This window comes from Qipengyuania gaetbuli (assembly GCF_020171365.1).
GTDB classification, from domain to species: domain Bacteria; phylum Pseudomonadota; class Alphaproteobacteria; order Sphingomonadales; family Sphingomonadaceae; genus Qipengyuania; species Qipengyuania gaetbuli_B.
On the sequence record NZ_JAIUZO010000002.1, the window covers coordinates 2511533 to 2523033 of the forward strand.

At 63.0% G+C, this 11501-nt stretch carries 11 protein-coding genes; 7 read left to right on the top strand and 4 right to left on the bottom strand.

Annotated elements, in window-relative coordinates; genetic code table 11:
* The first annotated feature begins 41 nt into the window (after positions 1-41).
* The 4 genes from LCL94_RS12905 to LCL94_RS12920 all read left to right on the top strand — a co-directional run bounded on the left by LCL94_RS12905 (position 42) and on the right by LCL94_RS12920 (position 5861).
* Complete coding sequence (locus LCL94_RS12905) at positions 42-2486, top strand: penicillin-binding protein 1A (RefSeq protein WP_224832723.1); 2445 nt, start codon at positions 42-44, stop codon at positions 2484-2486.
* A gap of 87 nt (positions 2487-2573) precedes the next feature.
* Positions 2574-3701, top strand: a complete 1128-nt coding sequence (prfB, locus tag LCL94_RS12910) for a peptide chain release factor 2 (protein WP_222553438.1) — start codon at positions 2574-2576, stop codon at positions 3699-3701.
* Positions 3698-4417 (top strand): class I SAM-dependent methyltransferase, encoded by a 720-nt coding sequence (locus tag LCL94_RS12915; RefSeq protein WP_224832549.1) that lies wholly within the window; start codon positions 3698-3700, stop codon positions 4415-4417. Before prfB ends, LCL94_RS12915 begins: the two co-directional genes overlap by 4 nt.
* 37 nt (positions 4418-4454) lie before the next feature.
* Positions 4455-5861 carry an NAD(P)H-dependent flavin oxidoreductase gene (locus LCL94_RS12920; protein WP_224832550.1) on the top strand — a complete coding sequence of 469 codons (1407 nt, stop codon included), beginning with the start codon at positions 4455-4457 and terminating at the stop codon, positions 5859-5861.
* Between the two features lie 6 nt (positions 5862-5867).
* Here LCL94_RS12920 and LCL94_RS12925 read toward each other — a convergent pair whose 3' ends face one another.
* Both LCL94_RS12925 and LCL94_RS12930 read right to left on the bottom strand, forming a co-directional pair.
* Complete coding sequence (locus tag LCL94_RS12925) at positions 5868-6296, bottom strand: nuclear transport factor 2 family protein (protein ID WP_224832551.1); 429 nt, start codon at positions 6294-6296, stop codon at positions 5868-5870.
* 53 nt (positions 6297-6349) lie between these two features.
* Positions 6350-7375, bottom strand: a complete 1026-nt coding sequence (locus LCL94_RS12930) for a 2-hydroxyacid dehydrogenase (RefSeq protein ID WP_224832552.1) — start codon at positions 7373-7375, stop codon at positions 6350-6352.
* Between the two features lie 82 nt (positions 7376-7457).
* Between LCL94_RS12930 and LCL94_RS12935 the strand changes: the two genes are divergently transcribed.
* Positions 7458-7925, top strand: a complete 468-nt coding sequence (locus tag LCL94_RS12935; RefSeq protein ID WP_224832553.1) for an SH3 domain-containing protein — start codon at positions 7458-7460, stop codon at positions 7923-7925.
* Between the two features lie 3 nt (positions 7926-7928).
* Here LCL94_RS12935 and LCL94_RS12940 read toward each other — a convergent pair whose 3' ends face one another.
* A complete protein-coding gene (locus LCL94_RS12940; RefSeq protein WP_224832554.1) occupies positions 7929-8303 on the bottom strand; it encodes a YgdI/YgdR family lipoprotein in 375 nt (124 codons plus the stop codon).
* Positions 8304-8307: 4 nt separating this feature from the next.
* On the bottom strand, positions 8308-9504 hold the full coding sequence (locus tag LCL94_RS12945) for a thiolase family protein (protein WP_224832555.1): 1197 nt from the start codon (positions 9502-9504) through the stop codon (positions 8308-8310).
* Between the two features lie 89 nt (positions 9505-9593).
* Here LCL94_RS12945 and LCL94_RS12950 point away from each other — a divergent pair, with 89 nt between their 5' ends.
* Both LCL94_RS12950 and ndhC read left to right on the top strand, forming a co-directional pair.
* Positions 9594-11024: a coniferyl aldehyde dehydrogenase gene (locus tag LCL94_RS12950; protein ID WP_224832556.1), complete on the top strand. Its 1431-nt coding sequence runs from the start codon at positions 9594-9596 to the stop codon at positions 11022-11024.
* Positions 11025-11124: 100 nt separating this feature from the next.
* Entirely contained in the window at positions 11125-11499 is a 375-nt protein-coding gene (ndhC, locus tag LCL94_RS12955; RefSeq protein ID WP_160607027.1) for an NADH-quinone oxidoreductase subunit A, read from the top strand.
* Positions 11500-11501: the final 2 nt, after the last annotated feature.

An 11501-nucleotide genomic window follows, 5' to 3' on the forward strand; every position in this document is an offset into this window, starting at 1 on the left:
GCGGTCGCCTGACCGGCGATCCGGTGCGCTTTGCAGACTGGATGCGCGAGAACTGGCATCACAACCAGCGCCTGCGCGTCCTGACCTATCTCATTGGTATCGCGGTCATGCTGCTGGTCCTCCTCTGGGCCTCGCTGGCGCGCAACCTGCCCGATGCGGAAAGCCTGCTCGACTACGAAACGCCGCTGCCGACAGTGGTGCGCGGCGTCGACGGCGAGATCGTCCATTCCTACGCCCGCGAGCGGCGCGTGCAATTGCAGTATATCGACTTCCCGCAGCCGATGATCGAGGCGTTCCTTTCGGCCGAGGACAAGACCTTCTTCAGCCATAGCGGTGTCGACTTCACCGGCACCCTGAACGCTGTGTTCGATTACGCCACCAAATACGGTTCGGGCGAGCGTGCGGTAGGTGGTTCGACCATTACCCAGCAGGTCGCCAAGAACCTGCTGCTCGGGGATGAATACTCGGTCACCCGCAAGCTGAAGGAAATGATCCTTGCCCAGCGCATCGAACAGGTACTGACCAAGCAGGAGATTCTCGAACTCTATCTCAACGAAATCCCGTTGGGACGCCGCAGCTTCGGCGTGCAGGCCGCAGCGCGCGCCTATTTCGACAAGGATGTGGACCAGCTCGAACTGCACGAGACTGCATTCCTCGCAATCCTGCCCAAGGCGCCCGAGCGCTATGGCCGCGAGCGCTTCCGCGACATGGCGGTCGCCCGCCGCAATTTCGTGCTCGACCAGATGGTCGCGAACGATTTCGTGTCCGCTGCCGAAGCCGCACAGGCCAAAGCGCAGCCGCTCGGCCTCGTCCAGCAACGCAGCGAGCGCTCGGCCGATGCAGGCTACTTCCTGGAGGAAGTGCGCCGCCAGCTGATCGACCAGTTCGGCGAGACGGCGGAGGATGGCGGCAACAGCGTCTATGCGGGCGGCCTGTGGGTTCGCACATCGCTCGACGTCGAATTGCAGGATGCTGCGCGCGATGCTCTGCGTGCCCAGCTGCTGAGCTACCATGGCAACCGCGGCTACACCGGTCCGGTTGCGACGCTCAATCCCGACAATGGCGACCTTCACGGCCAGCTCGCCTCCTCCAACCTCTCCACCAATTACCGCAACTGGCGTATCGGCGTGGTGACGGAGGGCGGCAGTTCGCCCAAGCTCGGCCTGACGGACGGCAAGGACTACCCCCTGGCCGGCGCGCCGAACACGTTGCGTGTCGGCGATGTGGTGGCGGCCGAGCCCTCCGGTTCCGGCTATCGTCTGCGGGCCATCCCCGAAGTTTCGGGCGCATTTCTCGCGGAAGACCCGCAGACCGGCCGTATCCTAGCGATGCAGGGCGGTTTCGACAGCCGTCTGGGTAGCTTCAACCGTGCGACGCAGGCGCTGCGCCAGCCGGGCTCGACCATCAAGCCGTTCGTGTATGCGGCGGCGCTCGACAACGGCATGACTCCGGCGACCATGGTGCCGGACCAGACCTTCTGCGTCTGGCAAGGCGCAAACCTTGGCGAAAAATGCTTCCGCAACTTTGGCGGCGGCGGCGGTGGCGAGCATACGCTCCGCTGGGGTCTCGAGCAGAGCCGCAACCTCATGACGGTCCACATTGCCGATGACACGGGCATGCAGAACGTCGTGCAGACGATCAAGCGGCTCGGTATCGGAGATTACGAGCCGTACTATTCCTTCGCGCTGGGCGCGGGCGACACCACGGTTGTCAACATGGTCAACGCCTATGCGGCGCTCGCCAACTGGGGCCGGATGAACCCCGGGACGGTCATCGACTTCGTCCAGGATCGCCGCGGCAAGGTGATCTACCGTTCCGACAAGCGTGAATGCACGGGCTGCAACATGGATGAATGGGACGGCCAGCCCATGCCGCGCTTCGAGCCTTCGGGCAAACAGGTGCTCGACCCGCGCACGGCCTTCCAGATGGTGCATATGCTCCAGGGCGTCGTCACGCGCGGGACGGCGGTACGCCTTCGCAGCCTCGAACTTCCGATGTTTGGCAAGACCGGCACGACCAACGGCCCAACCAATGCATGGTTCGTCGGCGGCACGCCTGACATCGTGGCGGGCATGTATGTCGGTTTCGATCAGCCCCGCAATCTCGGCGGGTGGGTGCAGGGCGGCAATACTGCTGCGCCGATCATGCAGCGTTTCGTCCAGGAGACGAAAGAACGCTGGACCGCACAGGACTTCATCGCGCCTCCCGGCATCCGAATGGTCAAGATCGACCGGCGGACCGGCAAGCGCGTGTTCGAAGGCACGCCTTCCAACGAGCCGACTGCGGCCGTTATCTGGGAAGCATTCAAACCCGACACCGAACCGCCGCGCTCGACGAGGTCCGACGAACTCGCTGCCCAGCGTGCCGAAATCCTGGAGCTGATCCGCCGCGCCCGTGAAGGTGTCCGCGCGAACACCAGCCAGGCCTCGACAGTGCGCGAGGAGGGGCCGGGCGACTTCGTCGAGGAAAACGAGGGCATCTACTAGCGAGCCCCGCTTCTGCGCCGCTGCAACTTTACAATCCCGGCCCGCTCGTTAGGTGGACCGGTCAAGAGACAACGAGGAATTGTGACCATGCGTGCCGAAGGGCAGGCCCAAATCGACCGCATCGAAGCCGCTCTGGCGCTGGTCCGCCAGTCGCTCGACTGGGACCGTGCGTTGCGTCGGCTCGACGAGCTGGACGCGCGCGTGCAGGATCCCAAGCTGTGGGACGACCCCAAGCAGGCGCAGGCGATCACACAGGAACAGAAGCGCCTCGAGACCGCGATCAATACGGTGCGAGAGATCGAAAGCGAGATGGCAGACGCCATCGAGTTCGTCGAAATGGGCGAAGCGGAAGGCGACGACGAAGTCACCCGCGAAGGCCTGGAAACGCTGGCAATGCTCGCCGACCGTGCAGACCGCGACAAGGTGCAGGCGCTGCTTTCGGGCGAGGCCGACGGGAACGACACCTATGTCGAAATCCACGCAGGGGCAGGCGGAACCGAGAGCCAGGACTGGGCGGAAATGCTCTTCCGCATGTACGCCCGCTGGGCCGAACGTCGCGGTTTCAAGGTCGAGACTGTCGAATACCAATCGGGCGATCAGGCAGGGATCAAGTCTGCCACTCTCCTGCTCAAGGGCGAGAATGCCTACGGCTACGCCAAGACCGAAAGCGGCGTGCACCGGCTCGTCCGGATCAGCCCGTACGACAGTTCTGCCCGTCGCCACACCAGCTTTAGCTCTGTCTGGGTCTATCCGGTCATCGACGACGATATCGATATCGAGATCAACCCGGCCGACCTCAAGATCGACACCTACCGCGCATCGGGCGCAGGCGGCCAGCACGTCAACACGACCGATTCCGCCGTCCGCATTACCCACCAGCCGACGGGCATTGTGGTGGCGAGCCAGAACGATCGCAGCCAGCACAAGAACAAGGCCACGGCCATGAACATGCTCAAGGCTCGTCTGTTCGAGCGCGAAATGGCGGAGCGCGAAGCGGCCGCGTCGGGTGAATACCAGGAAAAGAGCGAGATCGGCTGGGGCCACCAGATTCGCAGCTACGTCCTGCAGCCCTACCAGATGGTCAAGGATCTGCGCACCGGCGTTACCTCGCCGACGCCTGACGACGTACTCGACGGTGCGCTGGATCCGTTCATTTCGGCCGCGCTCGCCCAGCGCGTAACCGGCGAGACGGTCGAGGTGGAGGACACCGAGTGAAACTGGGCCTCGCCCTTGTTCCCTGTCTCGCCGCGCTTGCAGGATGCGATGCGCTTGGTGGCGGCAGCGAAGAGGGGAAGGTCTTCCCGGCGCCCGACCGTCCGGTATCGGAAGTTATCTCCTACCAGTTCTCCACCGAGGACGCGCGTGACAGCCGCGGCGAGGCGCAGAAGGTAATGGACCTGGCCGAACTCGAAGCTGGCATGACCGTGGCGGACATCGGCGCGGGAAGCGGCTATTACACCGTGCGACTGGCGCCGCGGGTCGGCGACGGCGGACGTGTTCTGGCACAGGACATCGATCCCGAGGCTCTGCAACTCCTGGCCCGGCGCGTCGAACGCCAGCGGCTCGACAATGTCTCGATCAGGCTGGGCGAACCGGCCGATCCCAAGCTGCCTGCAGACAGCTTCGACCGGATCTTTATGGTCCACATGTATCACGAGATCCAGCAGCCCTACGAGTTCCTGTGGAACATGTGGCCCGCGCTTCGCGAAGGCGGGCAGGTCATCGTCGTGGATGTCGATCGCCCGACCGACCAGCACGGTATCGATCCGCTGCTGCTGTCGTGCGAATTCCGCCGCGTCGGATACGAGTTGGTCGCTTTCAAGGATGCTCCCGAGCTTTCGGGGTACTATGCACAGTTCAAGGCAGCGGCTAACAGGCCCGAGCCGGGCGAAATCAAACCCTGTCGAGTGGACGACGTCAACGGGGACTAGACGGTTAGAGTACGCTTTGGCGTAGAGAGAGGATTGCATGAGTTTCAAGGGTTTGAGCCCCATTCTTTATGGTGGACGCGAAGTCTGGCCGCTGGTCGAAGGCGGCAAGGGCGTTTCCGCGACCAACCACGCCAGTTCTGGGGCATGGGCTGCTGCAGGGGGCATCGGTACCGTCAGCGCCGTGAATGCCGACAGCTATGACGAGGATGGAAATCCCATTCCGCAGGTCTATCCGCAGGCGACCCGCAAGGAGCGTTTCGAACAGCTTGTGCGCTATGGGATCGACGGTGCCACCGAACAGGTCCGGCGCGCCCATGAAATCTCGGGCGGCAAGGGCGCGATCAACATCAATGTCCTGTGGGAAATGGGCGGCGCGCAGCAGGTCCTCGAAGGCGTGCTGGAGAATTGCAAGGGCCTGATCACCGGCGTTACCTGCGGTGCGGGGATGCCATACAAGCTGGCCGAGATCGCGGCCCGCTTCAACGTTCACTACCTCCCCATTGTCAGCTCGGCCCGCGCATTTCGTGCCCTGTGGAAGCGCAGCTACTCCAAGGTGCCCGAACTCATGGCCGCTGTGGTTTATGAAGACCCCTGGCTGGCAGGCGGTCACAATGGCCTTTCGAACGCGGAAGACCCGACCAAGCCGGAAGATCCCTATCCGCGCGTCAAGGCGCTGCGCGAAACCATGCGCGCTGAAGGCGTTTCGGAAGATACCGCGATCGTCATGGCGGGCGGCGTCTGGTTCCTGCGCGAATGGAACGACTGGATCGACAATCCCGAACTTGGCAAGATCGCCTTCCAGTTCGGCACCCGTCCGCTGTTGACGCACGAGAGCCCGATTCCGCAGGTCTGGAAGGACATGCTGCGGACGGTCGAGCCGGGCGACGTCCTGCTGCACAAGTTCAGCCCCACCGGCTTCTATTCCTCGGCTGTGAAGACCCCGTTCCTTTACGATCTGATGCACCGTAGCGAGCGCCAGATCCCGATCTTCAAGCGCGACGAGGAAGAAGGCACCGTTCCCTTGGCCGACCACGGCAAGGCGAAGTACTTCTTCGTGCACCCAGGCGACCAGCGCAAGGCGCAAGCCTGGATGCATGAAGGCTTTACCGAGGCGCTCAAAACCCCGGACAATACGGTCGTTTTCGTAACGCCCCAGAGTGCAGAGCAGATCAGGGCCGACCAGCAGGGCTGCATGGGCTGCCTCTCGCATTGCCAGTTCTCGAGCTGGAAGGATCACGATGACCACACGACCGGTCGTCTTGCCGACCCGCGCAGCTTCTGCATTCAGAAGACGCTACAGGATATCGCCCATGGCGGCGATCCGGACGAGAACCTCGCCTTTGCAGGGCACGCTGCCTACCGCTTCAAGCAGGATCCGTTCTATTCGAACAATTTCACGCCGACCGTGCAGGAACTGGTCGAGCGCATCCTGACCGGCGACTGAGCCGGCCTAGCGCCAGAGCTGCATCGATCTGATCGCGTCCGGCATCGCCTTGTCGGTGTCCGGACGCGAGATCGTGCGTTCCAGAATGCGCCATTTGCGGCGAACCTTGGAAATACGCCACACGTCGGTGAGCCAGGTTTCGCCTGACCATTCGTGATCGCCCATCATCGCATCCATGGTCATGCGCGCGGCAAATACCGCTATCGGTCCATGGCGGCGGACATAGACGTCGTCGAAGCGATAGCCGGTGCACCGAAAGCGCGTGGTTGAAGCTTCAAGCCAGCTGGCGCGGTCTAGGATCGCAGGGCTCTTCGAACCGAGCAGGAATATGAAATCGCGCCCGGCCAAGGCCTTCATCTGGTTGCGGTCGCGCTGCACCCAGCTGCGCATCCACAAATGCTCCAGCGCTTCGATCTTGGCGGCGAATTCATCCATGGGGCGAGCATTACAAGCCCACCGTAGCAATGCAATGCGCTGTAATCGGTCGTTTATCGAAGACCGGTGAGAACCTGGTCGGGGGGACGGTGGCCGTCGGCCCACATGCGGATGTTCGCAATTACCTTCATCCCCGAATCCTCGCGGCCTTCGCGCGTCGCGCTACCGATGTGCGGCAGTGTCATGACATTGGGATGGCAAATGAGCCGTGGATCGACATTGGGCTCGTCCGGATAGACATCGAGCCCCGCGCCGGCGAGGTGGCCCGCTTCGAGTGCCGCGATCAAAGCTTCGTAATCCACCAGATCGCCGCGGGCGGTGTTGATGAGGCTCGCCCCCTCTTTCATCAGGCCGATCCTGCGCGCGTCGATGATGCCGCGAGTTTCCGGTGTCGCAGGGCAGTGAAGGGTGAGGATATCGGCCTGTGCGACGAGCTCGTCGATGTTTTCCACCCAGGTCGCGCCGAACATCCGCTCGACCGCTTCGGGCAGGCGCTTGCGGTTGTGATAGAGGATTTCGAGACCGAAAGCGCGGGCACGGTGGGCGACTGCCTGGCCGATACGGCCCATCCCGAGGATGCCGAGGTACTTTCCGCCCAGCTTGCGTCCGAGCATCGCGGTCGGGGCCCAGCCCGTCCACTTGCCACTGCGGATGAGTTCCACACCTTCGCGCACGCGGCGTGGCACGCCGATGATGCCGGCCATCGTCAGGTCTGCCGTATCGTCGGTGAACACGCCCGGCGTATTGGTGACGATGATCTTGCGGGCAGCCGCCGCTTGCAGGTCGATATGCTCGGTCCCGGCACCGAAATTGGCGATGAGGCGCAGGTCAGGGCCAGCTGCCTCGATCACCGAAGCATCGATCCGGTCGGTCACTGTGGGAACTAGGACGTCGCAATCCTGCATGGCCGCGACGATGGCGTCACGGCTCATCGGTTCGTCCGTGAGGTTGAGGTTCGCTTCGAAGAGGTCGCTCATGCGCGTCTCGACGGATGCGGCCAGATGGCGGGTGACGGTCACCCGAGGCTTGCGGTCGAGGCGCTTCTGGGGTCGGTCGGATGCGTGATCGTGATCGGTCATGTCCCGGCACCGCTACGCTTTGGTGCGGGAAACGGTCAAGCGGTGCTTGAAGCAGGTTGGGCCGCAAAGTAGACATGGGGCCATGATCGCACGCCTTTCCGCCTTTCTCTTCGCCGTACTGTTGGTCTCTTCCCCCGCATCTGCACAGGATCGCGAAGTTCCTTACTGGGCGAGCATACGGGCCAAGGAATTGAACATGCGCGTCGGGCCGAGCGAGGATTACAAGATCGACTGGGTCTATCGCCGCAAGGGATTGCCCGTGAAGGTCATCCGCGTGATGGAAGGGTGGCGGCTGATCGAGGATCCCGATGGTACGCAGGGCTGGGTGGTCGCACGCCTGCTGACCGACGAACGCGGGGCGATCGTCGTGGGAGAGGGAGAAAGCGCGATTTACGCGAAGCCCGACCGGTCATCGACGGTGAAATGGCGGATCGAACCCGGCGTGGTTGGCGCGCTGGGGGATTGCGACGACAACTGGTGCGAATTTGCCGTGGACAATCGCCGCGGTTACGTCCCGCAGCAGCGCCTCTGGGGCGCCGGAGAACCCTGAGCGTTACTCGGTCGCTTCTAAGGCTGGACGCTCCACGCGCCTGACCTTTCCCGAAGGACCGCCAGCAAAGCAGGCTTCCGGATCGCTTCCTTCCGGATCATAGCAGATTTCACCTTCCGCTAGGCGCCAGGTTCCTGTCTCGACCGGGTTCCCGTCGCCATCGAGATCCCTGTAGGTGCCGTCTTCGTTAAGCGTATGAATGATGGTCCGCCCGTCTTCGAGCGTCGCTTCATAGCTGCCCGCAATGCTGGCCGGATCGGGAGCCTCTGGCTCCGATGCTTCGTTTCCGCCAACCGCGTTGCAAGCTGCAAGGGCGAGGGTGGCGATTACCAAGGTGGCGGCCGCAAGCCGCCGTCCCTGCAAATCACCACCCGTCATAGGGTCAGACCAGTTCGACTGCGACGGCCGTGGCTTCACCGCCACCAATGCAGAGCGAGGCGACACCGCGCTTCTTGCCCTGCCTCTTGAGGGCGTTCAGCAGCGTGACGATGATGCGCGTGCCGCTGGCGCCGATGGGGTGGCCCAGAGCCGTGCCGCCGCCGTTGACGTTGATCTTCTCGTGCGGGATGCCGATGTCGCGCATGGCGAACATGGCGACGCAGGCGAAGGCCTCGTTCACTTCCCACAGGTCGACGTCGTCCGCCGACCAGCCGGCCCTTTCGAGCACCTTGGTGATCGCGCCAACCGGAGCAACAGTGAATTCCGAAGGCTCCTGCGCATGGGCGGCCATGGCGACGATTTTTGCGACAGGCTGCTGGCCATTCGCGCTCGCCACGCTTTCGCGCGTGAGGACGACTGCTGCCGCACCGTCGGAAATCGACGAGGAGGTGGCGGCGGTGATCGTCCCATCCTTTGCGAAAGCCGGGCGAAGCTGCGGGATCTTGTCGGGCTTGCCCTTGCCGGGCTGCTCGTCGTGCTCGACGGTGACTTCGCCCGCGCGGGTCGCGACGGTCACGGGGACGACTTCGTCGGCAAATGCACCGCTCTCGATGGCAGCATTGGCGCGGCGCAGCGATTCGATGGAATAGGCGTCCATCTCTTCGCGCGTCAGCTGGTACTGGTTCGCCGTGTCCTGCGCGAAAGTGCCCATGGCGCGGCCTTCCTCATAGGCGTCTTCCAGCCCGTCGAGGAACATGTGGTCATAGGCCGTGTCGTGGCCGATGCGGGCGCCCGAGCGGTGCTTCTTGAGGAGGTACGGGGCATTGGTCATGCTCTCCATTCCGCCGGCGACGACGTAGTCGACCGTGCCACTGGCGAGCGCTTCTGCACCCATGATGACCGTCTGCATGCCGCTGCCGCAGACCTTGTTGACGGTCGTCGCCTGCACCGACTTGGGCAGGCCGGCCTTGATCGTCGCCTGGCGAGCAGGGGCCTGGCCGAGACCGGCGGGAAGGACACAGCCCATGTAGGTGCGATCGAATGCATCGGGTGAGACGCCCGAACGTTCGACAGCCGCCTTCACAGCCGTGGCACCCAGATCGGTAGCGGAAACGTCCGCGAGTGCTCCTTGCATCCCGCCCATCGGGGTGCGGGCATAGGATAGAATGACGACGGGGTCGTTTGCGCTGAACTGGCTCATGCTTGTGCTGGTCCTCTGGTTCTGGAATATCGTGCCGCAGAGATAGGCAAGGCGTCGCTGCGGCGCAACACAGACCAAGGGAGAATACGATGGCGGACGAACGGCTGGTGCGAATGGAAGAAGTCCTGCGCAAGCAGCGTGCCGCCCATCACCAGATGCGGCCCGAGCCGATGGCCCTTCGCAAGGACCGGATCGAACGCGCCAACAAGCTGCTGAAAGATCATGCCGACGAGTTGTGCAAGGCGATGAGCGCCGACTTCGGCAACCGTTCGCCGATGCAGTCGATGATGACCGACATCGTCGGGACCATCAATTTCGGCAAGTACTGCCTCAAGCGGATGGACGGCTGGGCCAAGGCCGACAAACGCCATGTCCAGTTCCCGCTCGGCCTGCTTGGTGCCAAAGCGGAAGTGCGCTATGAACCGAAAGGCGTGATCGGCATCCTCAGCCCCTGGAATTTTCCCGTCAACCTCACCTTCGGCCCGCTGATGCAGGTCTTTGCCGCCGGCAACCGCGCAATGATCAAGCCGAGCGAGTTCACCGAGAAGACCAGCGACCTCATGAAAGAACTGGTCGAGAAATATTTCGCCGAGGACGAGTGCGCCGTGTTCACCGGCGGTCCCGAAGTGGCCGGGGCCTTTTCCGACCTGCCGTTCGACCACCTCGTGTTCACCGGTTCGACTGCCACCGGCCGCAAGGTGATGGAGGCAGCCTCGAAGAACCTCGTGCCCGTCACGCTTGAACTGGGCGGGAAGAGCCCGGTGTTCATGGGCGAGAGCGCCGATTTCGCGAAGGCGGGCGAGCGTATTGCCATGGGCAAGATGATGAACGCCGGCCAGATCTGCCTTGCACCCGATTATCTCTATGTCCCGGAAAGCAAGCAGGACGAGGCGATTCACGGGGTCTGGCAAGGCACGGCCAATATGTACCCGACCCTGCTCAAAAATGACGATTACGCCAGCGTGGTCACCGACCGGCATTTCGACCGCCTGCAGGGCCTCGTCGCCGATGCGCGTGACAAGGGCGCCGAGGTGATCGAGGTCAATCCCGGCAACGAGGATTTCTCAAACACCAACAGCCGCAAGATGCCTCTCACGATCCTCAAGAATGTGACCGAGGACATGAAGGCGATGCAGGAAGAGATTTTCGGTCCCGTCCTGCCGGTCAAGACCTACAAGCACATCGACGAGGCAATCGATTATGTGAACGAGCACGATCGCCCGCTCGGCCTCTATTACTTCGGCCAGGATTCGGGGGAACAGTCCAAGGTTCTCACCAAGACGATCAGCGGCGGTGTGACGGTCAACGACGTGATTTTCCACGTTTCGATGGAAGATCTGCCGTTCGGCGGTGTCGGCCCCTCGGGCATGGGCAGCTACCACGGGATCGAAGGCTTCCGCGAGTTCAGCCACGCGCGCAGTGTCTATACGCAGCCAAAGATCGACGTCGCCAAGCTGGCCGGTTTCAAGCCGCCCTATGGCGACACGACGCGCAAGGCGATCGACAAGATGATGAAATAGGCTGGGGAAGGGATGCGCGAATTGCACGATTCGCGCCCTTGCACCGTCACGGCTAGGGGCCTAGAGGCGCACGCAACGCGTTAAGCCCTGGGATTCATCCGTGGTCGACCTCGAACAATATCTCCCCATCCTGATCTTCCTCTTTATTGCCGTCGTGCTCTCGGCAGCCTTCGTGTTCCTGCCGATGGGTGTGGCACGGCTGACGGGTGCGCATGCGCCCAATGCCGAGAAGCTCAGCGAGTACGAATGCGGCTTCCCCGCTTTCGAAGATCCGCGCAGCCAGTTCGACGTGCGCTTCTACCTGGTCGCGATCCTGTTCCTGATCTTCGACCTCGAAGCCGCGTTCCTCTTCCCCTGGGCGGTAAGCCTTGGCGAAACCGGGTGGCCGAGCTGGATCACCATGATGGTCTTCCTCGTCGAACTGATCGTCGGCTTCGCCTACGCGTGGAAAGTCGGCGCACTGGATTGGGACTGATA

Coding starts and splice junctions, on each gene's coding strand:
- LCL94_RS12905 (WP_224832723.1), top strand. CDS start 42: ATGCGCGAGAACTGGCATCACAACCAGCGCCTGCGCGTCCTGACCTAT.
- prfB (WP_222553438.1), top strand. CDS start 2,574: ATGCGTGCCGAAGGGCAGGCCCAAATCGACCGCATCGAAGCCGCTCTG.
- LCL94_RS12920 (WP_224832550.1), top strand. CDS start 4,455: ATGAGTTTCAAGGGTTTGAGCCCCATTCTTTATGGTGGACGCGAAGTC.
- LCL94_RS12925 (WP_224832551.1), bottom strand. CDS start 6,296: ATGGATGAATTCGCCGCCAAGATCGAAGCGCTGGAGCATTTGTGGATG.
- LCL94_RS12930 (WP_224832552.1), bottom strand. CDS start 7,375: ATGACCGATCACGATCACGCATCCGACCGACCCCAGAAGCGCCTCGAC.
- LCL94_RS12935 (WP_224832553.1), top strand. CDS start 7,458: ATGATCGCACGCCTTTCCGCCTTTCTCTTCGCCGTACTGTTGGTCTCT.
- LCL94_RS12940 (WP_224832554.1), bottom strand. CDS start 8,303: ATGACGGGTGGTGATTTGCAGGGACGGCGGCTTGCGGCCGCCACCTTG.
- LCL94_RS12945 (WP_224832555.1), bottom strand. CDS start 9,504: ATGAGCCAGTTCAGCGCAAACGACCCCGTCGTCATTCTATCCTATGCC.
- LCL94_RS12950 (WP_224832556.1), top strand. CDS start 9,594: ATGGCGGACGAACGGCTGGTGCGAATGGAAGAAGTCCTGCGCAAGCAG.